Source organism: Microbacterium halotolerans, from assembly GCF_003569805.1.
In the GTDB taxonomy this organism is placed as follows: domain Bacteria; phylum Actinomycetota; class Actinomycetes; order Actinomycetales; family Microbacteriaceae; genus Microbacterium; species Microbacterium halotolerans.
The window spans coordinates 918,572-942,115 of sequence record NZ_KZ984051.1 but is presented as its reverse complement, the minus strand read 5'-3'; the positions used below and the strand labels follow the sequence as shown (position 1 = coordinate 942,115).

At 69.9% G+C, this 23,544-nt stretch carries 21 protein-coding genes; 12 read left to right on the top strand and 9 right to left on the bottom strand.

Annotation, left to right across the window (positions count from 1 at the left end):
- Positions 1-22: 22 nt before the first annotated feature.
- Positions 23-2,578 (top strand): LuxR C-terminal-related transcriptional regulator, encoded by a 2,556-nt coding sequence (locus DZG09_RS04305; RefSeq protein WP_119696443.1) that lies wholly within the window; start codon positions 23-25, stop codon positions 2,576-2,578.
- Between the two features lie 3 nt (positions 2,579-2,581).
- Here DZG09_RS04305 and DZG09_RS04300 read toward each other — a convergent pair whose 3' ends face one another.
- The 3 genes from DZG09_RS04300 to DZG09_RS04290 all read right to left on the bottom strand — a co-directional run bounded on the left by DZG09_RS04300 (position 2,582) and on the right by DZG09_RS04290 (position 4,942).
- Entirely contained in the window at positions 2,582-2,839 is a 258-nt protein-coding gene (locus DZG09_RS04300) for a hypothetical protein (RefSeq protein WP_205529054.1), read from the bottom strand.
- A gap of 130 nt (positions 2,840-2,969) precedes the next feature.
- Positions 2,970-3,797 carry a TIGR03620 family F420-dependent LLM class oxidoreductase gene (locus DZG09_RS04295; protein ID WP_119696441.1) on the bottom strand — a complete coding sequence of 276 codons (828 nt, stop codon included), beginning with the start codon at positions 3,795-3,797 and terminating at the stop codon, positions 2,970-2,972.
- A gap of 83 nt (positions 3,798-3,880) precedes the next feature.
- Positions 3,881-4,942, bottom strand: coding sequence for an enoyl-CoA hydratase/isomerase family protein (locus DZG09_RS04290; protein ID WP_240423682.1), 1,062 nt, complete (start codon positions 4,940-4,942; stop codon positions 3,881-3,883).
- Positions 4,943-5,105: 163 nt separating this feature from the next.
- Here DZG09_RS04290 and DZG09_RS04285 point away from each other — a divergent pair, with 163 nt between their 5' ends.
- The 7 genes from DZG09_RS04285 (at position 5,106) to DZG09_RS16505 (ending at position 12,439) form a co-directional block, all read left to right on the top strand.
- Positions 5,106-6,827, top strand: coding sequence for a nitrite/sulfite reductase (locus DZG09_RS04285; protein ID WP_162893146.1), 1,722 nt, complete (start codon positions 5,106-5,108; stop codon positions 6,825-6,827).
- Positions 6,824-7,564, top strand: coding sequence for a phosphoadenylyl-sulfate reductase (locus tag DZG09_RS04280; RefSeq protein WP_240423680.1), 741 nt, complete (start codon positions 6,824-6,826; stop codon positions 7,562-7,564). The genes DZG09_RS04285 and DZG09_RS04280 overlap by 4 nt, the downstream gene beginning before the upstream one ends.
- Complete coding sequence (gene cobA, locus DZG09_RS04275; protein ID WP_119696438.1) at positions 7,561-8,418, top strand: uroporphyrinogen-III C-methyltransferase; 858 nt, start codon at positions 7,561-7,563, stop codon at positions 8,416-8,418. Before DZG09_RS04280 ends, cobA begins: the two co-directional genes overlap by 4 nt.
- Positions 8,419-8,433: 15 nt before the next feature.
- Positions 8,434-9,804 (top strand): FAD-dependent oxidoreductase, encoded by a 1,371-nt coding sequence (locus tag DZG09_RS04270; protein WP_119696437.1) that lies wholly within the window; start codon positions 8,434-8,436, stop codon positions 9,802-9,804.
- Positions 9,801-10,118: a ferredoxin gene (gene fdxA, locus DZG09_RS04265; protein WP_119696436.1), complete on the top strand. Its 318-nt coding sequence runs from the start codon at positions 9,801-9,803 to the stop codon at positions 10,116-10,118. The genes DZG09_RS04270 and fdxA overlap by 4 nt, the downstream gene beginning before the upstream one ends.
- 202 nt (positions 10,119-10,320) lie before the next feature.
- Positions 10,321-12,294 carry an ATP-binding cassette domain-containing protein gene (locus DZG09_RS16730; protein WP_205529053.1) on the top strand — a complete coding sequence of 658 codons (1,974 nt, stop codon included), beginning with the start codon at positions 10,321-10,323 and terminating at the stop codon, positions 12,292-12,294.
- A gap of 7 nt (positions 12,295-12,301) precedes the next feature.
- The gene (locus DZG09_RS16505; protein WP_162893145.1) at positions 12,302-12,439 is read left to right on the top strand and encodes a hypothetical protein; all 138 of its coding nucleotides are present in this window, start codon (positions 12,302-12,304) and stop codon (positions 12,437-12,439) included.
- Here DZG09_RS16505 and DZG09_RS04255 read toward each other — a convergent pair whose 3' ends face one another.
- A complete protein-coding gene (locus tag DZG09_RS04255) occupies positions 12,440-12,841 on the bottom strand; it encodes a hypothetical protein (RefSeq protein WP_119696435.1) in 402 nt (133 codons plus the stop codon).
- A gap of 109 nt (positions 12,842-12,950) precedes the next feature.
- Here DZG09_RS04255 and cofG point away from each other — a divergent pair, with 109 nt between their 5' ends.
- The 4 genes from cofG (at position 12,951) to DZG09_RS04235 (ending at position 18,875) form a co-directional block, all read left to right on the top strand.
- Complete coding sequence (gene cofG / locus DZG09_RS04250) at positions 12,951-15,488, top strand: 7,8-didemethyl-8-hydroxy-5-deazariboflavin synthase CofG (protein WP_119696434.1); 2,538 nt, start codon at positions 12,951-12,953, stop codon at positions 15,486-15,488.
- Positions 15,485-17,044 carry a flavin-containing monooxygenase gene (locus DZG09_RS04245; RefSeq protein ID WP_119696433.1) on the top strand — a complete coding sequence of 520 codons (1,560 nt, stop codon included), beginning with the start codon at positions 15,485-15,487 and terminating at the stop codon, positions 17,042-17,044. Before cofG ends, DZG09_RS04245 begins: the two co-directional genes overlap by 4 nt.
- 101 nt (positions 17,045-17,145) lie before the next feature.
- Positions 17,146-18,159, top strand: coding sequence for a glucose-6-phosphate dehydrogenase (coenzyme-F420) (fgd, locus tag DZG09_RS04240; protein ID WP_119696432.1), 1,014 nt, complete (start codon positions 17,146-17,148; stop codon positions 18,157-18,159).
- Positions 18,156-18,875, top strand: coding sequence for a glycosyltransferase family protein (locus DZG09_RS04235; RefSeq protein WP_119696431.1), 720 nt, complete (start codon positions 18,156-18,158; stop codon positions 18,873-18,875). Before fgd ends, DZG09_RS04235 begins: the two co-directional genes overlap by 4 nt.
- An 8-nt stretch (positions 18,876-18,883) precedes the next feature.
- Here the strand turns inward: DZG09_RS04235 and DZG09_RS04230 are convergent, their stop codons facing one another.
- The 5 genes from DZG09_RS04230 to DZG09_RS04210 form a co-directional block, all read right to left on the bottom strand.
- On the bottom strand, positions 18,884-19,750 hold the full coding sequence (locus DZG09_RS04230) for an LLM class flavin-dependent oxidoreductase (protein WP_119696430.1): 867 nt from the start codon (positions 19,748-19,750) through the stop codon (positions 18,884-18,886).
- A 44-nt stretch (positions 19,751-19,794) separates the two neighbouring features.
- Positions 19,795-21,117: a glutamate-1-semialdehyde 2,1-aminomutase gene (gene hemL, locus DZG09_RS04225; RefSeq protein ID WP_119696429.1), complete on the bottom strand. Its 1,323-nt coding sequence runs from the start codon at positions 21,115-21,117 to the stop codon at positions 19,795-19,797.
- Positions 21,118-21,197: 80 nt separating this feature from the next.
- Positions 21,198-21,485: a hypothetical protein gene (locus tag DZG09_RS04220; protein ID WP_205529052.1), complete on the bottom strand. Its 288-nt coding sequence runs from the start codon at positions 21,483-21,485 to the stop codon at positions 21,198-21,200.
- Positions 21,472-21,780, bottom strand: a complete 309-nt coding sequence (locus tag DZG09_RS04215; protein WP_119696427.1) for a BrnT family toxin — start codon at positions 21,778-21,780, stop codon at positions 21,472-21,474. The genes DZG09_RS04220 and DZG09_RS04215 overlap by 14 nt, the downstream gene beginning before the upstream one ends.
- Positions 21,781-21,827: 47 nt before the next feature.
- Positions 21,828-23,525 carry a formate--tetrahydrofolate ligase gene (locus tag DZG09_RS04210; protein ID WP_119696426.1) on the bottom strand — a complete coding sequence of 566 codons (1,698 nt, stop codon included), beginning with the start codon at positions 23,523-23,525 and terminating at the stop codon, positions 21,828-21,830.
- Positions 23,526-23,544: the final 19 nt, after the last annotated feature.

Here is a 23,544-nt window from a genome sequence, read left to right as displayed (position 1 = left end):
CCGGTGAGGAGCACGAAGAACAATGCAAGAGGGCGGAGTCCATGGCGCGCCCCGCGCTCCGCACGCGCTCGTGGAGCGGGCCGGCTTCGCCGACTGGATGAGCAGACACGAGCGCTTCGGCGCCGTGATGGTCTGCGGCGGAGCAGGCTGCGGCAAGACCTCTGCGCTGCTGGCGTGGGCGAATGCGCGTGCGCTGAACGGCGAGACCCTGGTCTGGCTCACCCTCGATTCCGCGCTGCTCCATCGGGCCACCTTCTGGATGACAGCGCTGCACAGGTTCCGAGATGCCGGTCTTCCTGTCGATGAAGGGCTCACCGTCGCGCTCGAGCGGCTCGGCAGCGGCGGTGAGCACTCATTGCCTGCGCTGCTGACGCGGCAGTTCTCTCCCACAGCGCGACCGGTCACCCTGATCGTCGACAGCAGTGGAGACGCCTGTGTCGACGCGGGCCTCTGGGATGACCTCGTCCGCCTCGCCCAGCACGAATCCTCCGTACGGATCGTCTTCACGACTCGTCGGCACCCAGGCACGACCGAGATCGAGTCCCGGATGCCGACGACCCTCGCCGTGAGCCCACCTGCGCTCCTGCTGCTGACGCCGGAGGAGATCGCAGCGATCGCCGAGGCGACGAACGCGGTTGTCTCCGACCACGACATCATGAGGATCGCAGAGGAGACGGGCGGCTGGGCCCTCGCGGTGATCGCTGAGCTGGGGCGAGACTCCGCGCGTTCCGCTGGGATCTCGGCGGGAGACGCGATCGCCGACGATCTGAGCAGGACACCCGGCTACCGCGGGCTGAGAGCGCTGTCCGTGACGGCGTCGATCGATGACGAGATGCTGGAGAGGATCGGAATCGACGAGCACGCGCGTGCCATGGTGAACCGCGGGGAGGAACTCGGTCTCGGCTGGTGGGACGACAGCAGCCCCAGGAGCTTCCGGATGCTGCCGCCCCTCAGACGGGCTCTCCGCGAAGAGCTCGTCACGAAGAGCCCGGATGAGGCGGCCAGGGCGCACCTGGTGCTCGCGAAGCTGCATCTGGACCGCGGAGAGAACTCTGCTGCCTTCGCCGCTGCGGTCGCCGCGGCCGATTGGCCGTTGGCGGCCCGCCTGTATCGTCGCGGAATCACGAGAGCGACCATCAGGCGATCGTCGACGACGGCGGCGATCCGCCGCATCCCGAACGATGCGCTGCGCACCCAGCCCATTCTGATGTTCGCCGCCGCCCTCGACGACTTCGCCTCCGGCCGTCGCGCACGGGCGATCCGGCGACTGACGGGCCTCCTGCTTGTGACACAGGGCAGGCAACGTGTGACGCGGCGTTCGTTCACGGTCGACGATGTGTGGGCCCAGGGGATCATCGCCCTCGCTCTACGGCTGCTCGGCCGCTACGACATGTCGGCCGCATCGATCCGTCGCGTGCACTCCATGCTCGAACGCACCGACGACCCGGAGAACGAGTTCGACGACGCGATGTCGCTCCTGCTGAGTCAATCGGCCGTCTCGCTGATGTTCGCCGACGACCTCGATGGGGCGATGCGCGTCCTGGGTGAGGCAGGCATCGACTTCCTGGCGGAGCAGCCCGTCCTCGATCGGGTGCGGATCCACGGCATCTTCGCCCTGGTGCACACACAACGGGGCGAGATCCGCCTGGCCGCAGAGCACCTCGACGCCCTGTCCGCCCTCGACGCTCCCGACGGCCTCGAGCGTTCCTACCTCGCCGTGCCCGCCGCCATCGCCCGTGCCAGGGTCATGATCGAGCACGGCGACGGCGCAGGTGCCGAGCGTGTGCTCTCCGTCACGGATTCGCACTGGGCGACGACCGAGCTGTGGCCGCTGATCCTGCACACCAGAGTCCGCGCGCTCTGGCTGGCATCAGGCACGGCCGCCGCTCTGCGGGCACTCGACCTCGGCATGCAGGAGAAGGCCAGCGCGACATCGCCCAGCAGCGCGATGTCGGTCATGCTCACGATGCTGAAGTGCGACCTCCTTCTCGCCGCCGGTCGGGGCTCCGAGGCGCAGGCGTTCCTCTCGGCATCAGCGCACCGCCGGTCGCGACGGCTCACCCTCGCGCGGGCGCGGATCCGGCTTCACCTGGGCGATCCGCGCGGGGCCGCTTCCGTGGCTCTCGCGGCGCTGCAGTCGACGGCTCTCCCGCGGGATGCATCCGCGCTGGCAGTCGTCGCGGCCGCCGCAGGAATGCACATGGGCGACAGCGACGACGAGACGGCCCACAGGCTCGCCCTTCCGCTGTTGATCGCGAGGGAGCACGACCTGGTCACGCCGTTCACCGTCGTGCCGCCGGGCGACGTTCGCCGGCTGCTGCGCAGCGCACCTGACGTGCTCAGGATGGTCGCGCGGGTCTCGCCGTTCCACGCCGCACCTGCGGGCGTGGAGCTCACCGCCCGGGAGCAGCTGATCCTGGAAGCGATCGCTGAGGGGAGCTCCGTTTCCGACACTGCCGCGTCCCTGTCCGTGTCAGCCAACACCGTGAAGACTCAGCGCCGCTCGCTCTACCGCAAGCTCGACGTGAGCAGCCGCAAGGAGGCGCTCGACGAGGCCAGGCGCAGGGGCCTGCTCTGACGCTCAGTCACCCATGACGCGTCGGCTCAGTGCGGCAACGTCGCGGTCGATGTCCTCCACCTTGTTGTCGAGCTGCGCGAAACGAAGGTCCATCACGCCCTGCATGGCATCGAAGCGCGTGTCCACAGCGTCGAAGCGCGCACTCATCTCGTTCCGGAAACTCGTCAGCTGACGATTGAACGAGGTCAGCGTGACGGTGATCATCGTCGCGATCGCGGCGATGAAGGCGCCCACCAGCACCCACACCTGCGGCTCGCTCATAATCATGCCTCCATTCTCCTCCGGTGGCACGAGAATGTCACGCATCGCAGGCGCGAGGGGCACTGTCCACAGCTCGATCGTCCCGGAAGCGCCGATCAGCGCCCTGTGAGTGACACGATGCCCGCCGCCGTCAGCGCGCGATCTCCTCCGCGATCTGCTCGAGCGATCCGATCGGGTCGTCGCCGAGTGCCTGGAATGAGACATGGTCGGCTCCGGCGTCGAGGTGCTCGCGGGCGCCTGCCACCGCGGCGGCAGCCGTCGGATTCGCCGCCACCCTGTCGATGACGGCGTCCGATCCGCCTGAGGCGATGTCATCCGGATCGATCCCGAAGCGCACCAGCGCGCCGACATAGTTGCGCAGACCGAAGTAGCGCTTGAGATAGTCGCGCGCGATCGCGCGTGCCTCGTCGCGGTCGGGGTTCACGACGACCTTCAGCTCGGGCGCGAGCAGCGCGTCGCCGAGCACGGTGCGCGCGTGCGCGGTGTGTTCGGGCACCGTGAGGTACGGATGCGCTCCGAGCGTGCGCTCCGCGGAGAACGCGAGGGTCTTGTCGCCGAGCGCCGCCAGCAGCATCTGCTCCTTGCGCAGCCCCTCCGCCTCGAGCACCCCGACGTACTCGCGCATCGCCGACAGCGGCTTCACCCGCTCGGGCGTCGCCTCCCGATGGCCTGACCCGATGCCGAGCACGAAGCGCCCAGGATGCCGCTCCTCGATGCGGCGGAACGATGCGGCGACGTCGGTCGCGGCGTCCTTCCAGATGTTCACGATCCCCGTAGCGACGGTGAGGGTCTCCGTCGCGTCCAGGATGCGCTCAACCGCTTCCAGATCGCCGGCCGGCGAGCCGCCGACCCACAGCGCGCCGAAGCCGAGCCGCTCCGTCGCCTGCGCGAAGGCGTCGTCGATGCCGGTGACCCAGCGCCACACGCCGTACGTTCCGAAATCCTGCGTGGTCGTCATCCGTCGCTCCCTCATGTCACCGGTCCTCCCATCGACGTCAACGCGACGAAAGGGCCGCTATTCCTGCTCCTGCGAAACGGCGCTCACCACAACGGCGCGGCCGGACGGTATGCGAAGGCCTCCGTCACGAGCTCCTGCGGCACGTCGGCGAGCGTCGTCGGCATCCAGGCGGGCCGGAAGTCCTTGTCGACGACCTGGGCTCTGATGCCCTCGGCCAGGTCGGACCGGCTGTCCACGAACCACGACACCAGGCCGTACTCCTGCGTGAGCGCGTCGCGCAGAGTCGGCATCGCACGGGCCCTCCTGATGGCCTCGAGCGTCACCTTCAGCGCGAGCGGCGCGCGTGCCGAAAGCGCCTCGAGGGCTGCTTCCGGCCCCGGTCCGCCGAGCCCTCTCAGGCGCTCTACGATCGCCTCGACGCTGTCGCGGGAGAACGCGTCGTCGACCCACTCGCGGGCCTTCTCCAGCCGCGACGGCTCCGGCGTCTCGTCGAACAGCATGATCAGCTCGGCCGGCGTCTGCGGGTCGGCGCGGGTCTCGAAGGCGTCCACGAGGTCGCCGACGCGCTCGGACGGCACGAAGAAGTCGGCGAAGCCGCAGTGCAGCGCGTCCGCGGCGTCCATCGTGTCGCTCGTGAGTGCCAGATACTCGCCGAGCCGGCCTGGCGCGCGGGACAGCAGCCATGACCCACCGGCATCCGGAGTGAATCCGAGACGCGTCTCCGGCATGGCCAGCTGCGAGGTCTCGGTGACGACGCGCACGGCCGCGTGACCGGACACACCGATGCCGCCGCCCATCGTGACCCCGTGCATCACGGCGATGATCGGCGTGACGGACTCACCGATGAGCGCGTTGGTCGCGTACTCGGCGCGGAAGAACGCGTCGGCCGCACCGGTGTCCCCGTCGACGAGCGCCTGGTGCAGTGCGCGCACGTCGGCGCCCGAGCACAGCCCTCGCTCGCCCTCGCCCGTGAGCAGGACGAGCTCGACATCCGGATCCGTCCGCCACGCACCCAGCGCTCCGCTCAGCTGCTCGATCATGGCCGGGGTGAGCGCGTTGATCGCCCTCGGTCGGTTCAGGATGATGCGCCCCAGCCCACCTGACGAGGAGAGCAGTACCTGGTCGCCGGGCTCGGATGCTGTCACGCCTGCCACGTTAGTGCGTCCGGACGAGGCTGAGCCGCCCCCGTCGGAACCGCTCCTTCGTGACGGAAGTGTTTCGCCGCGTGACTTCACATTTCGCAAGAGAGTGCGGCCCTTGCGCCGACCGGCCGTACCTTGGCACAGAGCCATTCATCGAGGGGGCGCTATGACCACCCAGCAGCCGACGACCGTTCGCGGCGCTCGTACGCGCACAGCGCGCAGACCGACCAAGCCGCACGGGCAGTGGAAGGTCGACGGCACAGAGCCTCTGAACGGCAACGAGGAGTTCAAGCTCGAGGACGACGGTCTCAACGTGCGCGAGCGCATCGAGAACGAGTACGCCGAAGGCGGCTTCGCGTCGATCGATCCGACCGACCTGCACGGCCGGTTCCGCTGGTGGGGCCTGTACACGCAGCGCAAGCCCGGCATCGACGGCGGTCGCACGGCCCAGCTCGAGCCGCACGAGCTCGAGGACGAGTACTTCATGCTCAGGATCCGCATCGACGGCGGCCGGCTCAGCACCGAGCAGCTGCGGGTGATCGGGGAGATCTCCACCGAGTTCGCCCGCGGCTCCGCCGATCTGACCGACCGGCAGAACGTGCAGCTGCACTGGGTGCGCGTCGAAGACGTGCCGGAGATCTGGCGACGGCTGGAGGCCGTGGGACTGAGCACCACCGAGGCCTGCGGTGACGTGCCGCGCGTCATCCTCGGATCCCCCGTCGCGGGCATCGCCGCCGACGAGCTGATCGACCCGACACCGCAGATCGATGAGATCGCCGAACGGTTCATCGGCGACGAGTCGCTGTCGAACCTGCCCCGCAAGTACAAGACCGCGATCACCGGCCACCCCAGCCAGGACGTCGTGCACGAGATCAACGACTGCGCATTCGTCGCCGTCGAGCATCCGGAGCTCGGCATCGGATACGACCTCTGGGTCGCCGGTGCCCTGTCGACCGTGCCGCGCCTGGGCGAGCGGGTCGGCACCTTCGTCGCCCCGGAGCGCGTCGCCGAGGTGTGGCACGGCGTCACCCGCGTGTTCCGCGACTACGGCTATCGGAGGCTGCGCAACAAGGCTCGGCTGAAGTTCCTGCTCGCCGATTGGGGCGTCGAGCGCTTCCGCGAGGTGCTCGAGACCGAGTACCTCGACGCGCCGTTGCCCGACGGTCCGGCCGCACCGCGCCCCAGCGGCCTCGGCGACCACGTCGGCGTGCACAGGCAGAAGGACGGCCGCTTCTTCGTCGGCGCGGCCCCCACGGTCGGTCGCGTCTCCGGCGAGACGCTCACCGCGCTGGCCGATCTCGCCGAGGCGCACGGCTCGCACCGTGTGCGCACCACGCCGTACCAGAAACTGCTCGTGCTCGACGTCGCAGAGGACGAGGTGGAGTCCCTGGTCGCGGGTCTGGACGGACTCGGTCTGTCGGCCAGGCCCAGCCTGTTCCGCCGCGGCACCATCGCATGCACGGGCATCGAGTACTGCAAGCTCGCCATCGTCGAGACGAAGGTCAACGCCGCAGAGGCCATCGCGCAGCTCGAGGAGCGGCTCGGCGAGCTCGAACCCGAGATCGGCCAGCCGATCACGCTGCACGTGAACGGATGCCCCAACTCCTGTGCGCGCATCCAGATCGCCGACATCGGCCTGAAGGGTCAGCTGATCACCAACGTCGCAGGCGAGCAGGTGCCGGGCTTCCAGGTGCACCTCGGCGGCGGCCTGGCCTCACCGGATCGCCCGGAGGCCGGCCTCGGCCGCACCGTGCGCGGTCTGAAGGTCGAGGCTTCCGGCATCGCCGACTACGCCGAGCGCGTCATCCGGCGCTACCTCGACGACCGCGCGGACGGCGAGACGTTCGCGCAGTGGGCGCACGACGCAGAAGAGGAGGCGCTGCAGTGAGCGTTCCCGTCACGATCGGCACCGCACGTCGCTCGGCCGACGAACTGCGCGACCTCGCGGCCCGCGGCACGAAGGAGCTGCGCTGCGGCAGAGACGACGAGGCAGCACCGGATGAGATCCTCACCTGGGTCGCAGAGAACTTCCGCACCCGCGATGTCGCCGTGGCCAGTTCGATGGCCAACGGCGCTCTCGCACACCTCGCCTCGCAGCAGCTGCCCGGCGTCGACGTGCTGTTCCTGGAGACCGGCTACCACTTCGCCGAGACGCTCTTCACCCGCGACGAGGTCGCCCGCAGCGTCGATGTGAACGTGATCGACGTCACCGCGGCCCAGACGGTCGCCGAGCAGGATGCCGAGCACGGCGCCGAGCTGTTCGCCCGCGACCCTGGCCGGTGCTGCGCGCTGCGCAAGGTCGAGCCCATGCGCCTCGCGCTCGGCGGCTACGAAGTGTGGCTCGCCGGCGTCCGCCGCGAGGAGACCGACCAACGCACGCACACGCCGCTGATCAGCTGGGACGAACGCGATCAGCTGGTGAAGGTGCATCCGATCGTCGGCTGGACCTTCGACGACCTCATCGAGTACGCGACAGCGCACGATGTGCCGGTCAACCCGCTCATCGCGAACGGATACCCGTCGATCGGCTGCGCTCCGTGCACGAAGCCGGTCGCTCCGGGCGACGACCCCCGCTCCGGCCGCTGGGCCGGTCTGGCCAAGACCGAGTGCGGGCTGCACATATGAGCACCGCAGCGGATCTCACCGCAGCGGAGCTCGTCGCAACGGGCCCGGATGTCTCGGAGCCGCAACAGGGACCGGATGCATCGCGCGCACCCGGCCGGGTCGCGCTCGTCGGCGCGGGCCCCGGGGACGCGGGCCTGCTCACGCTCCGCGGGCTGCGCGCCCTGGAGCGCGCCGACGTGATCGTCGCTGACCGGCTCGGGGCACGTGCCGTGCTCGCCCAGCTCGCCGCAGAAGGCATCGTCCTCGCCGCGGAGATCATCGACGTCGGCAAGCTGCCTGGCCTGCACCGGGTGCCGCAGGACGACATCAACGCCCTGCTCGTCGAGCTCGCGTCCGCCGGGCGGAATGTCGTGCGCCTCAAGGGCGGCGATCCGTTCGTGTTCGGCCGCGGCCGCGAGGAGCAGCTGTTCTGCGAGGCAGCGGGCGTCGACGTCGACGTGGTCGCCGGTGTGACCAGCGCTGTCTCCGTACCGGCCGTCGCGGGCATCCCGCTCACCCATCGCGGCGTCGCCGCGGGGTTCACCGTGGTCAGCGCGCACGATCAGGTCGACGAGGTGCCGGGCGGCACCGACCACACCGTCGTGCTGCTGATGGGCATCGGCACGCTCGCCCATTCCGCGCACGTGCTGGCCGCAGGCGACCGCGGAGCGGACTGCCCCGTCGCCATCATCGAGGACGGATTCGGACCCGGCGAACGCGTGACGATCGGCACTCTCGGAACCATCGCGCACCTCGCCGCCGCCCAGTCGGTGCGCTCTCCCGCTGTCGTCGTGGTCGGCGACGTCGTCTCGCTCAGCCCGCACGCCGTCGCTGCGGTCCCTGCCGCCTCCTCGCTTCCTTCGCTCGTCTCCTGAAAGGCCGACAACGCCATGCCCTCTCTGTCCCTCAGCGTCGCGATCGTCGGCGCAGGCCCCGCCGGAATCTACGCCGGCAACCTGCTGACCGGCGCAGTCGCGGACCGCGGCGGCGATGTCGAGATCGACCTGTTCGAGTCGCTCCCCGCGCCCTACGGCCTGATCCGGTACGGGGTCGCGCCCGACCACCCGCGCATCAAGGGGATCGTCAGCTCTCTGCACGAGATGCTGAACGGCGACGACGACGCAGACAGCGTGATCCGGTTCATCGGCAACGTCGAGGTCGGTCGCGACATCGCGCTCGACGAGCTGCGCGAGCGCTACCATGCGGTGATCCTGGCAACGGGTGCCCTGCGCGATGCGGCGCTCGACGTGCCGGGCGTCGAGCTGTCCGGCTCATACGGGGCGGCGGACTTCGTCTCCTGGTACGACGGGCATCCGGATGTCCCCGACACGTGGCCGCTCGAAGCGCAGTCGGTCGCGGTGATCGGCAACGGCAACGTCGCGCTGGACGTGGCGCGCATGCTCGCCAAGCACGCCGAGGATCTCCGCTCGACCGAGGTGCCGGACAATGTGCTGGCGGGCCTCGAGGCGTCATCGGTCACCGATGTGCACGTGTTCGGTCGTCGCGGACCTGCTGGCATCAAGTTCACACCGATCGAACTGCGGGAGCTGGGCGAACTGCGCGATGTCGACATCGTGCTGCATGAGGAGGACTTCGACGGAGTCGACCCGGCCGCAGCTCCCAACAACCAGGTCAAGATCATGCTGCGCACCCTGAACAAGTGGCGCGAGCAGCCGGCGGGCAAGGCCTCTCGACGGCTGCACCTGCACTTCTGGCACTCGCCCGTGCAGATCTCAGGATCCGACCGGGTCGAGGCCATCCGGTTCGCCCGTACCGCACCCGGCCCGGACGGCGCCGTCGTGCCGACCGGCGAGGAGCGCGAGTACGAGGTGCAGGCCGTGTACCGGGCCGTCGGCTACTACGGCACGCGCGTCGAGGGAGCCGACTTCGACGCCAGCCGCGGCGTGGTGCCGAACGAGGAGGGGCGCGTCGAGGGCGAGAACGGTCTGTACGCGACCGGATGGATCAAGCGCGGCCCCGTCGGCCTGATCGGCCACACCAAGTCCGACGCGCTCGAGACGATCGGTCACCTGTTGGCCGACGCAGAGTCGGGCGCTCTGAGCGACCCCGCCGTGAACGGCGACGTGCTCGAGCTGCTCGGAGAGCGCGAGACCGAGTACACCACTTGGGACGGCTGGCTGGCGCTCGACGCCCACGAGCGTGCGCTCGGCGAGGGCCACGAGCACGCGCGCGAACGGGTCAAGCTCGTGCCGCGCGACGAGCAGGTCGCCGTGTCGCGGAGCGGAGCGCTGGTGCCGTGACCTACGTGATCGCCCTTCCCTGCGTGGATGTCAAAGACCGCGCGTGCATCGATGAGTGCCCGGTCGACTGCATCTACGAGGGTGAACGCAGCCTGTACATCCATCCGGATGAGTGCGTCGACTGCGGTGCCTGCGAGCCGGTGTGCCCGGTCGAGGCGATCTACTACGAAGACGACCTGCCGGATGAGTGGCAGGACTACTACACCGCGAACGTGGAGTTCTTCGACGACGTGGGCTCGCCGGGAGGCGCGGCAAAGGTCGGCGTGATCGCGAAGGACCACCCCGTGATCTCCGCCCTGCCTCCGCAGAACTGAGCGCCGGCGGGTGAGAGCGGAGCCTCGGAGAATCAGCGTCTTCTCGGAGCTTCCCGGCGAAATCCTCCTCCGAGGCTCCGCGCATTCTCCGAGATTCTGCGGTTGGGATTCGAGGCGCCACGGCATCCGATGTGCGCCGGGTTCGTGACTTTTCCCGCCCATCCGCCAAGATGGAGAGGATAGACGACGCGAAGGAGGCCGTATGGCCGACGGCAAGGTGCTCGAGTTCTCGGGTGTGACGAAGGTCTTCGGCGACGTTTCGGCTGTGTCCGACCTGACGGCGAGAGTGGAGCCAGGTGTGGTGACCGCCGTTCTCGGCCCGAACGGCGCCGGCAAGACGACGTCGCTGCGAATCCTGCTCGGCGAGATCCGGCCGTCGTCCGGCAAAGCCACGATCGGCGGGGCGACGTACTCGTCGATCTCGCACCCGGCGCGCACCGTCGGAGCCGTGCTCGAGACGCCCACGTTCAAGCAGCGTCGCACCGCCACGCGCCAGCTCACGTCGGTCGCGAAGTCGAACGGGATCCCCCTGCCCCGCGTGCGCGAGGTGCTCGACCTGGTCGGCCTGAGCGACGTGGCGGACATGCGCATCGCCAGCTACTCGCTCGGCATGCGCCAGCGCCTCAGCATCGCGCAGTCGCTGCTGGGCGATCCCGGTGTGCTGATCTTCGATGAACCGGTCAACGGCATGGACCCCGAGGGCATCAGGTGGATGCGCCTGCTGATGCGCCGCCTCGCTGACGAGGGCCGTACCGTGCTGATGTCGTCGCATCTGCTCAGCGAAGTGCAGCAGATCGCCGACCGCATCCTGATCGTCTCGAACGGCAAGCTCGTCTTCTCCGGCGACATCGAGGACCTCGCCGACGTCGATCCGATCGTCGTGGTCGACTCCCCCGACCGTGAGAAGCTGTCGCGCGTGCTGCGCGAGGGCGGCTACGAGTTCGAGGTGCTGCGCAGCGGCGTGAACGTGCGCGACGCACGAGCGCGCGACCTGGGCAAGAGCGCCGCCGAAGCGGGGATCGCCCTGTCCGTGCTGCATCAGCGCGGCGCCAGTCTCGAGGACGTCTTCCTCGACCTCGTCAACGGCCGCCCCACCCGCCAGACCGCCGCGCTGCCGTCACGGAAAGCTGACACCACGGGAGCGGTGGGGGCGGCTGCCGCTGTGCAGGGCGAGGCTTCTGACGCCGGGGCTGCCGTCGCAGGCGAGGCACCGAATGGCGCTGACGTCCTATCCGGCGCTGAGGAGAACGACTACAACACCGACCACGAACGCGGCAGCGGCATGGGCGCTGCCGTCGCCGGCGCCGCAACCGGCGTCGCCGGCGCAGCCGCAGGAGCGGCCGCCGTAGGCATCGCGGGCGCCGCGCCGTTCGGCGACAACGATGCGCAGAGCGACGACGCGGCTCTTGCGGACCGCGCACACGACGAGGACGCAGCCGCAGAAGCAGCCGCGGACGACGACGGCTTCGCCGGTGAGACTCATGCAGACGACGAAGACGACGGCTTCGGTCCCGCGGATTCACGGCCCGGCTTCGACGAGCACGACGGGGCTTCTGAGGACGTCCACGAGGGCACGGACGTCGATGCGGAGGGGACCGAGGAGGGGACCACCGACTCGGCGGAACCCGACCACTCGCACGCCGCACCGTCGGAAGAGGTGGACGAAGCACATCCGGATTCGCGTCCGCTGCCCGGAGCCGACCGACTCGCTCATCTGCTCAACGACAACGAAGACTCGACCCGCGAGATCCCGACCTTCCCGCTCCTGGGCGCACCCACGAGCGACGACGGCCAGGACGAGACCTCGAGCGACGCCGACCAGCACGGGAGCCCCTGGTCAGCGGGCCCCAGCTTCGCCGACCGCCTCGGTTCGACGGCAGGCGACGACGAGGCATCGAGCGACGCTTCGGGCTCCGACGCGCCGGCGCCCGAGGACGAGAACAGTTCGCGCCTGTCGCAGGACGACCTCAGCGATCCGGATTTCGTCGCGCTCGGCGAGACCGAACCGATCAGCCATTCGGACCGCAGCGACCTGGGCGACGGCGAGCAGCACGGCGAAGCGGCCGAGGGCGACGAACCCGTCGACGGCGGTGCGGAGTCCGCACCCGCCACGCAGGAGATCTCGTTCGAGTCGTTCGTCTCAGAGTTCCACGAGGACGACTCCGAGCAGCAGTAGGGCGGCGATGGGCCCGCTCGTATCGATTCCCGTCGACGTCGCCTGGGCGGTCGCGTTCCTGATCGCCCTCACATGCGCAGTCGCCGCACCGGTGTCCCAGCTGCGCACGCACGACCTCCGAGACCTCGCGCTCGTGCGCGGCTGATCAGTCGCCGCGACCGGCGAGATCGGTCACGTCCGCGGCCTTCTCGACATCGTCGAGCCGAAGCGCCGCGACCAGGTCCCGCGCGTGCGAGGTCGTCAGCAGCACGCGCTGGAACTCCTGCTCGCCGTCGAGGGTGATCACGACGCCGTCGCGCCCCCGCCCGCGCAGCATCACGAAGTCGCGCCCCGCGGTGCGCTGCCAGCTTCCGGCGGCGAGCCGCCCGACGATGTGCGTCCCCGGGCGCCGCACTCCGCGCAGCCAGGTCCACGGGTCGTCGGTGAGCTGTACGCTCCGGATGGCCGCGCGCGGCACCCGAACGCTCTCCTTGCGGAAGGTCAGCAGGCGCTCGACTCCCGAGAGCTCGATCTCGAGCTGCGCCTGATCCAGCAGCAACCTCACCATGCGTCCATCTTGGCATGCCTTCCGGCGACGGCGCCGATCCTCGCTCCTCCCTGTATCGACCTGGGCCGGACTCGGGCCCGGTGGCCCGGGGCGGTGAGAGACTGGAGCGGTGACTTCGATCGACCAGGGATCGCCAGCCGTCGCGGACGCGCTGCGGAAAGCGGAGGAACGTGCGCGCCTCACCGTCGACGATGCCGAAGCGCTGCTGGGTGCGCGCGACGCGGAGTTCGAGCGTGTGCTCGCCCTCGCCTCCCGCGACCGTGACGAGGGGCTCATCGCCGCGGGTCGCGAGCGCATCATCACCTACTCGCGCAAGGTGTTCATCCCGCTGACGACCCTGTGCCGGGACCGCTGCCACTACTGCGTGTTCGTCGACACCCCCGGCCAGCTCGCGAAGAAGCACAAGCCGTCGTACATGTCGCCGCAGCAGGTGCTCTCGGTCGCCCGCCGCGGCGCCGCGATGGGCTGCAAGGAGGCGCTGCTCACGCTCGGCGACCGTCCGGAGGACCGGTGGCCGGAGGCCCGCGCCTGGCTGGATGCGCACGGCTACGCTTCCACCCTCGACTACGTCGGCGCCATGGCGCGCCTGATCACCGAGGAGACGGGACTGCTCGCGCACCTGAACCCCGGCGTGATGCGTCCGGATGAGCTCGCCGCGCTGCGCCCCGTCGCCCCGTCGATGGGCGTGATGCTCGAGAGCACGTCGAAGCACGTCTACGAGGCCCCTGGCGAGGTGCACTACGGCTCCCCCGACAAGGACCCGGATGTGCGACTGAAGCTGATCGACGACGCCGGCCGTGCGAAGATCCCGTTCACCACGGGCATCCTCGTCGGCATCGGCGAGACCGTGCGCGATCGCGCGGAGTCGATGATCGCGCTGCGCGATGCCAGCGAGCGGCACGGGCATATCCAGGAAGTGATAGTGCAGAACTTCCGCGCCAAGCCGCGAACGGCGATGCAGGGCGCGCCGGATGCACAGCTGCTCGAGTACGCGGCGGCCGTCGCCGTGACAAGGCTGGTCTTCGGCCCCAGGATGCGCGTGCAGGTGCCGCCGAACCTGCAGGATCAGGCCGAGTTCGAGCTGCTCGTGCGCGCAGGCGCCGACGACTGGGGCGGCGTCTCCCCCCTCACCGCAGACCACGTCAACCCCGAGCGCCCGTGGCCGCACCTCGACGACCTCACGCGCCGCACGTCGGAGCTGGGCTTCACGCTTCGCGAACGGCTCACCGCACACCCGGAGTACGTGCGCGACGACGCCTGGATCGCACCGGAGATGCGCGAGCCGCTGCGCGCCCTGTCGGAGACCGGATCGCACCTCGCCCGAGAAGGCGCCAACCCGACGGGCGCGAATCCTGCTCAGCGCTCGTCGGCGCGGAATGTGGGCCGCGACGAGGCGGCCCCTGAAACCGCGAACGGAGAGACCGCGGCGAACGCCGTCCTGGTCTCCAGCCGCTCCACGGGCCTCATCGCCGCGGTCATCGATCGCGCAGCCCAGGACCCGGCTTCGCTCGACGACGCCGAGTGGGAACGACTGCTCACCGCCACGGGAGACGACCTCGAAGCTCTCGTCCGCACAGCCGACGACATGCGCCGCTACACGGTCGGCGAGGCGATCAGCATTGCGAACAACCGCAACATCGCCTCATCCGCCTTCCGATCATCCGGCACCGGCACCGCCGCGCTTCGTGCGGCCGGCCTGCATACCGACGGCGAGCCGTACGATCTCGCGGCCCTCGCCGACGCCGCCCGCGACGCGTGGGACCTCGGGCTCGGAGAGATCTGCGTGCAGGGCCTGGTGCATCCGAATGAGCCGGCCACCGCCTACCTCGACATCGCGCGCACGATCGCGCATGCCGCAGACGGCATACACCTGCACGCGTTCCGCCCGCAGGACGTCTGCGACCTCGCCGATCGTGCCGGACTCGGCCTCGACGCAGCGCTGGCCGCTCTGCGCGATGCCGGCGTCGGTTCGATGCCTGGTACCGGCATCAAGATCGCATCGGAACGGGTGCGAGAGGCGATCGCCCCCGATGACCTTCCCGTCGAGCGCTGGATCGAGACGATCACGGCCGCGCACGAGGCAGGGTTCTCGTCGACGTCGGTGATGTTCTACGGCCACGTCGAGACCGCGGCGGAGCGCATCGCGCACCTGCGCACCCTGATCGGCATCCAGCAGCGCACGGGCGGGTTCACCGAGTTCGTGCCGATTGCGCTGCCGGGGCCGTCCGGGGGCGTCGCACTCGTCGGGGAACGGTCCGCGATCGATGAGCACCGCGCCATGGTCGCCGTCTCCCGGCTGATGCTGTCCGAGCACATCAACCACATCCAGATCCCCTGGACCCGTCACGATGCGGTGACCACCGCTGAACTGCTCGCCAGCGGCGGAGACGACCTCGGCGGCACTCTGCTCGACGGGCGCGTGCTGCCGGCATCCGGCATAGAGACGGGCACCGAGCTGCCTCTGAACGCGGCCCGCCGCATGGCGCAGCGTCTGTTCCGGCCGCTGCGTCTGCGCACCACGGCATACGGCGAGCCCAGCGCGGAACGGAAGGCCGCGGCCGAGCACGGAGCCGACGGCACCGCGGCGGCCGCGAACGCCTCCGGCGCCGAAACCGCCGAACCGGCACCCGTGGGGAGTGCGTCATGAAGGTCCGCGCTGCGGAAGGGAGCTCCCCACGCGAGGAGATCCGTACCCGCACTGTGATCGTCGGCGCCGGGTTCGCCGGCATCGCCGCTGCGATCGCGCTGAAGCGCGCTGGGGACGACGACTTCGCGATCCTCGAGCGCGCCGCCTCCGCCGGCGGCACGTGGCGCGACAACCGCTATCCGGGCGTCGCGTGCGACGTGCCTGCACACCTGTACGCGCTGGAATCGCACCCGTGGCCCGATTGGTCTCGCACGTTCGCGCCGGGCGACGAGATCCGCACGTATCTCGATCACGTGATCGACGCCGAGGGACTGCGGCGGCACATCCGGTTCTCCCACGAGTTGATCGATGCGCATTGGGACGGCGATGGTTGGGCGATCACCGCGTCGAGCCCCGCACACACCGACCACCGGGGCGACGAGAGCGCTGCTTCGCCGCAGGCGCATGCGCACGCCGCCATCCGCAGCGAACACCTGGTCATCGCATGCGGGCGGCTCACCGAGCCCCGCACCCCGCAGCTGCCCGGCGTCGAGACCTTCGACGGACCGGTGTTCCACTCCGCACGCTGGCCGGATCACCTCGACGTGGCCGGCAGGCGCATCGCCGTCGTCGGCACGGGCGCAAGCGCTGTTCAGCTCGCTCCCGCACTGGCGCGGCTCGGGGCTGCTGTGACGGTGTTCCAGCGCACCCCGGCGTGGATCATGCCCCGGGGCGATCGCGAGCACACGCGCGCCGAGCGCACCGCCTGGCGCGGCTCCGCCGGTGCGCTCACCGAGACGCGAGCCGAGCTGTACGCGGAGGGAGAGGCGCGATTCGCCTCGCGCTCGGGCGATGCCGCAGCAGCCGAGGCCGCCAGCCGATCGGCGCTCGCGCACCTGCACGCCCACGTCTCCGACCCGCATCTGCGCGCCGCACTCACCCCCGACTACGCGTTCGGATGCAAGCGCGTGCTGCTCAGCGACGAGTTCTACCCGTCGATCGCCGATGGTGCCGTGCGTCTCGAGCCCAGCGCCCTCGCGGCCGTCGACGATGGCGAACTCGTCGCGGCGAGCGGTGAGCGGCACAGCGCCGACGCGGTGGTGCTCGCCACCGGCTTCCACGCCACCCGCCAGCCCTACGCGTCGCGGATCACGGGCGAGCACGGCAGCACGCTCGACGAGCACTGGTCGGGCGGGTTCACTGCGGTGGCGTCGACGCTGGTGCACGGCTTCCCCAATCTGTTCGTGCTCGGCGGGCCCAATGCCACGCTCGGCCACAACTCGGCCGTGCTGCTGCTCGAGGCACAGGCGGCACTGACGGCCGAGCTCGTCTCACGCGGCGGCGCCCCGATCCGCGTATCCGCCGCCGCCGAAGAGGAGGCCGCGCGCGAGGTCGATGCCCTCGCCGCCGGCACGCCGTGGCTCACCGGAGGCTGCCGCAACTGGTACGTCGACGAGCGCAGCGGCCGCCTCACGCTGATCTGGCCGAGCACCGTCTCGGCGTTCCGCGAACGGCTCGACCGCGTGCGCACCGCGTTCTCCGCCGTGCCTGCCCCATCCGGAACGTCCCCCGCATGATGCGCCTTGCGTTTCGCGTCGGTGAACTCTCGCGCGCCCGGCGCGCCAAGGTGACACGAACACGCGAGAATCGATAGGCACCGCACTCACGAAGGAGCACCATGACCGTTCCCATCCGCTTCGGATACAAGGCGTCGAGCGAGCAGTTCGGCCCGCGAGAGCTGCTGGACTACGCGGTGCTCGCCGAGGAGGTCGGCTTCGACTCGGTGTTCCTCAGCGACCACCTGCAGCCGTGGATGCACGAGGGCGGCCATGCTCCTGCCGCGCTTCCATGGCTCGGCGCCGTCGGCGAGCGCACCTCACGGGTGCTGCTGGGCACGTCGGTGCTGACGCCGACGTTCCGCTATCACCCCGGCGTGATCGCTCAGGCGTTCGGCACGCTGGGTGCGATGTACCCCGGCCGGATGATCCTCGGCGTCGGCACGGGAGAGGCTCTCAACGAGGTCACCCTCGGCCTCGACTGGCCGGAGCCGCCGGAGCGCTTCCAGCGGATGAAGGAATCGATCATCCTGATCCGCAAGCTCTGGGAGTCCGATCGCGTCACCTTCGAGGGCACCTACTACTCCGTGAACAACGCGACGATCTACGACCGGCCGTCGCAGCCCGTGCCGATCTACATCGGCGCATCCGGACCCGCCGCGACGCGCCTGGCCGGCCGGATGGCCGACGGTTGGATCACGACGAGCGGCAAGGCGAGCGAGCTGTACACCGACAAGCTCATCCCCGCCTTCGAGGACGGGCTCGCCAAGGGCTCGCAGACCCGCGACGAGGTCGACACCCTGATGGAGGTGAAGGTCTCGTTCCGCACCGACCGCGAGAAGGCGCTGGAGAACACGCGCTTCTGGGCGCCGCTCGCGCTCAGCCCTGAGGAGAAGATGGGCGTGCACGACCCGCAGGAGATGCAGCGTCTCGCGCAGGAGCTGCCGACGGAGCGTGCCGCGAGCCGGTTCATCGTCTCGGACGACGTCGAAGAGCACATCAGTCAGATCGAGCGCTACATCGACCTCGGCTTCAAGCACCTGGTGTTCCACGATCCGGGCCACGACCAGGAGGCGTTCCTGCGCCTGTACGGTGAGGAAGTGCTGCCGCGCCTGCGGGAGCGCCACGGCGCGTGAGCTCGGCAGACGCCCCGGATGACCGGGGCAGGCGGACGTGGGCGCTGATCGTGCCGGTGAAGCCCGCTTCGGTGGGCAAATCCCGACTCGCGGTTCCCGGTGTCGAGCGCGAGGCGATAGCGCGCGCCATCGCCCTGGACACGATCGCGGCCGCCGCAGGTGCGAACCTGGTCGCCGAACTGATCGTCGTCACCGATGACGCCGGCGTGCGCGAGGAACTGGGGCGCACGCACCCGTCGACCGTGCACGGTGCCGCAGCGCGGGTCACCGTGGTCGCCGACCCTGCGAACGGCCTCAACGCCGCGATCGCCGCGGGTCTCGCCACTGCGAGTGCGCGCCGCAGCGCCGCGATGCTGGGCGATCTGCCCGCTCTGCGCCCCGCCGATCTCGACGGTGCGCTGGCGCATGCGGTCGACCCTGTTCATCTGCGCCGTTCGCCGCGTTTCGACCGTGATCCGCCTCGTTCGGCACAGACGAACGGCCGAGCGCTCGTCGTCGCGGATGCGGACGGCACCGGCACGACGCTGCTGGCACATGCGCATCCGGAGCTGCTGCGCTTCGGCGCCGACTCATACGCCCGCCACCTCGCCGCGGGCGCCGCGCCGCTCGACGTGCCGACGTCATCGACTCTGCGTCAGGATGTCGATACCGCCGCGCACCTGACCGCCGCCCGCGGGCTCGGGCTCGGCCCGCGCACCGCAGCGCTGCTTGCCTGAACGTCGCGTCACGCCTTCGGCGGCCCCTTCTTCGCTCGCTCCAGCAGTCGCTCGGGTGTGACCGTCGCCGGATCCCACCAAGATTCGATCCACCAGGTCGCACCGGCGTCGGCCGCTGCCTTCGCCTGCTCGGCCGCGACGGCCGGCTCGTCGTCGAGCCGCCCTTGGAAGACGATGTCGTACGGCCCACAGCCGCCGTCGCGGTGCGTGTCGATCCAACCGGCGAGTGCCGCGATGTCTGCGGGCGTCGGCTCGGCGTCCTCAGGTGAGTCGCCGCCGCGCACCTGAGGGACGATGCCGTCCCAGCGCAGTGCGCGATCGAGGCTGCGGCGCGGCGGCGTGACCGCGTCCCACACGCCGACCGGCCACACCGGGATGCGACCGTTCACCGGCGCCTGCGGGAACTGGAACTCACCCGTGCGCACGAACTCGCCATCGAATTCGAAGGTGTCGGTGCTCCATGACCGCTCCAGCCACGCGAGGTGCTCGTCGAGCAGCCGCGCTCGTTCGCGCAGCGGCTCGCGCTGCTCGGGAACCGACGTGAACGCCCTGTCGATCGAGACCCCCATGCCGACAGGAAGCACCAGTCGCCCCTCCGAGAGGTGATCGACCGTGAGCGCCTGCTGCGCGAACTCCCACGGCCTGCGCCGCGGCACAGCGAACACCATCGCACCCAGCGTGATGCGCTCAGTGACCGACGCGACCGAGCCGAGGAGGGCGAACGGATCCCACGTGGGGCCCGCGTCGAACTCCCCGGCGTCGAGACTCATGCCGTCCCATGTGAAGAAGCCGTCCCAACCGCTGTCCTCGCATTCGCGCGCCAACCGCACCTGCTGCTGCGGGCTGCCGTAGCTTCCGATGAATCCGTATCTCATGCTCGGAACGCTACCCGGCCCCTCGGACATTCCCCCGCTTCGGCTCAGATCGTCGCCGCTGCGGCCGCCTTCGCCGCCGCGGGAAGCGCGTGGGTGATCCTCGCCAGCGCCGCCTCGTCGTGCGCGGCCGTGACGAACCACGCCTCGAACACGCTCGGCGGCAGGTGCACGCCCTGCTCCAGCATGGAGTGGAAGAACGGCGTGAAGCGGAATGCGTCCTGCGCCTTCGCCTCGGCGTACGAGCCGGGCTTCGCCTCGGAGAACGCGACGCCGAACAACGAGCCCACCCGCGAGATCGAGTGCGCGACGCCCTCTGCGGCGAGCGCGTCGGTCAGTGCCTCCGTCACGACGTCGGCCGCCGCGTCGAGCCGGCGGTAGACATCGTCCGTCGCGAGCTCGAGCGTCGCGATGCCCGCCGCCACCGACAGCGGGTTCCCGGAGAGGGTGCCCGCTTGGTAGACCGGACCGGTCGGCGCTAGCTGCTCCATCACGGAACGCCTGCCGCCCAGCGCGGCCAGCGGCATGCCGCCGCCGACGACCTTGCCGAAGGTGAACAGATCCGGCTCATACGCCTCGCCCGAGGCGACCTGCCGCCCCCAGTTGCCCGCGGGGTGCACGCGGAAGCCGGTGAGCACCTCGTCGACGATCAGCAGTGCGCCAGAAGCATGCGCGATGGCAGCGAGCGACGCGTTGAAGCCTGCGGGCGGCTCGATCACGCCCATGTTCGCCGGTGCCGCTTCGACGATGATCGCGGCGATGCGGTCACCGTGCTCTGCGAACACCGCGCGCACGGCGTCGACGTCGCCGTAGGGAACGACGAGCGTCTGCGCGGCGACGGCCTCGGGCACGCCGGCAGTGCCCGGCAGCGCGAGCGTCGCCACGCCGGAACCGGCGGCGGCGAGCAGCCCGTCGGAGTGGCCGTGATAGTTGCCGTCGAACTTCACCAGCAGGTCGCGCCCGGTCGCGCCGCGCGCGAGCCGGATCGCGGTCATCGTCGCCTCGGTTCCCGTGGAGACCAACCGCACCTCGTCGACGGGGCTCAGCCCGCCAGCGCTCACGCGGGAGGCGATCAGCTCGGCCAGGCGGCTCTCTGCCTCGGTCGGAGCACCGAACGACAGCCCTCGCTGGGCCGCCTGCGTGACGGCGGCCACGACATCCGGATGCGCGTGACCCAGCAGCGCGGGCCCCCACGACGCGATCAGGTCGACGTACTCGCGCCCTGCCGCGTCGGTGACATACGCGCCCTTCGCACTGGCGAGGAACCGCGGCGTGCCGCCGACCGATCCGTATGCGCGCACGGGGGAGTTCACGCCCCCCGGAATGACCTCACGTGCCTGGGTGAACAGTTCCTCGTTGCGATCCGCCATGGTTCCATTCTCCCGGATGGCGGATGAGCACGAAACGAGGCGGGGTCGCATCAGCATTGACCATCATGCACGCTCAGCTGTCAGGCCGCTCGTTCTTGGTCCCCCTGCTCGACCAGGCGTCCTGTCACGTACTTGTGCATCACACTCGAGATGAGCGTCTGATACGGCATCCCCTCTGCAAGAGCGCGCGCCTGGATGTCGAGCAGATCGCCTGACGAGAATCGGATGTTCACTCGGCGGTCTTTGACTCCCGCCGAGCGAGCAGCCGCCTGCAGCCTGGCGCGTTCCTCGTCCGTGAGCACGGACCGCCACTCGCCGCGCTCGAATGACTCGAGAACATCGACTTCCTCTTGATCAAGCTCGCTCATCATCTGCTCCTTCGCTGCCTGTCTTCGAACCGAGGTAGTCTCTGGTCGCTTTGCGACTCGGGATCACCGTCTTCAAAAAGATCTGTTCCTCCTCTTCGACGTAAGGCACGACGAAGGCATATCCATCGATCTCGACGATGAGAATCCTCTGGTTCGGATACCGCTGGCGGTTCGGATGCTCCATCGTGTCGAGAAGACGGCCCATCTCGACCGCGACGACCACACGTTCGAATGTGATACCGCGTTCCACCGCGAGGAGCCTGTTCTTCTCCGCACTCCATCGCATCGGCTTCACGGGTCTATTCTACGGCGATGTCTGCCTTTTGTCATCATCCTGCTGGTTCAGTACAGCCCCACCGTCTCCCCGTTCTCATCGATGTCGATCTGCTCGGCGGCCGGCGCGGAACCGAGGCCGGGCATCGTCTGCATGTCGCCGCAGATGAGGTACACGAATCCGGCACCGGCCGACAGGCGCACCTCGCGCACGGGCAGGCGCCAGCCGGTCGGTGCGCCTCGCAGCGACGGATCGGCTGACAGCGACAGGTGCGTCTTCGCCACGCATACGGGCAGCGCCCCGTAGCCGCGGCGCGTGAACTCGTCGAGGTCGCGCCGAGCACCGGGGCTGATGTCGACGCCGTCTGCACCGTACACCTGAGTCGCGATAGCGGTGATCTTCTCCTCGAGGCCGGCGCTCTCCGGATAGAGGAACTCGAACTGCGTCGGCTCCTGCGTCGCCCGGTCCACCAGCTCCGCGAGCTCCGCCGCGCCCTCGCCGCCGTCGGCGACGTGCGTCGACACGGCGCAGGCCACGCCCTCCTCCGCCGCCACGCGCCGGATCGCGTCGTGCTCACTCGCGTGATCCGACGCGAAGGCGTTCACGGCGACGACGACCGGCACACCGTGCCTGCGCACGATGCCGATGTGGTGGCGCAGGTTGTCTGCGCCCTCGCGCACCTCATCCGGGTTCTCCGCGAGCATCTCATCCGGAAGCGGCCGGCCTGCCACGACCCTGTGCCTGCCCGAATGCGCTTTGAGCGCCCGCACCGTCGTGACCACGACGGCAGCATCCGGCGTCAGCCCCGATACCCGGCACTTGATGTTGAAGAACCGCTCGGCCCCCATGTCGGAGGCGAAGCCCGCTTCGGTGACGAGGAACTCGCCGCAGCGCTGGCCGATGAGGTCGGCCACCACCGATGAGTTCCCCGTGGCGATGTTCCCGAACGGTCCGCAGTGCACGAGCACCGGCGTGTGCTCGATCGTCTGCATCAGGTTCGGCCGCAGCGCCTGCTTCAGCAGCACGGTCATCGCACCGGCCGCCCGGATGTCCTCCGCGGTGACAGGGTCGCCGTCGCGCGTCCAGCCGACGACGATGCGGCCCATCCGCTCGCGCAGATCCGCCAGCGAACGCGACAGCGACAGCGCCGCCATCACCTCCGACGCCGCCGTGATGTCGAACCCCGTCTCGCGAACGGGGCCGTTGCCGCCGAGACCCGTCACGACGCGGCGCAGCGGACGGTCGTCGATGTCGACCGTCCTGCGCCATGTCGTGCGCGCAGGATCGAGTCCGGATGGCGCGCCGCGCATCAGGTGGTTGTCGACCTGCGCGGCGAGCTGGTTGTGCGCCGCGGCGACGGCGTGGATGTCGCCGGTGAGGTGCAGATTGAGCCGCTCCATCGGCACGACCTGGCTGCGGCCGGCGCCCGCGCCTCCACCCTTGATGCCCATGGTCGGCCCCAGAGACGGCTGCCGCAGTGCGAGCACAGCGCGGCGTCCGATGTGCTGCAGCCCCTGCCCGAGACCGACGGTCGTGGTGGTCTTCCCCTCCCCGAGCGGCGTCGGCGTGACGGCGGTGACGAGCACGTACTTCGCCCTAGGCCTGTCCCGCAGCGCGTCGATCGCCGCGAGGTCGATTTTGGCGACACCGGATCCGTACGGCTCGGCGAACTCGCTCGGCAGCCCCATCGCCTCGGCGATCTGCTCGATCGGTCGGATCTCTGCCTGTGCTGCGATCTCGAGACTGTTCAGCCGCCCGCCGCTCATCCGGTCTCCTCCTCGTCAG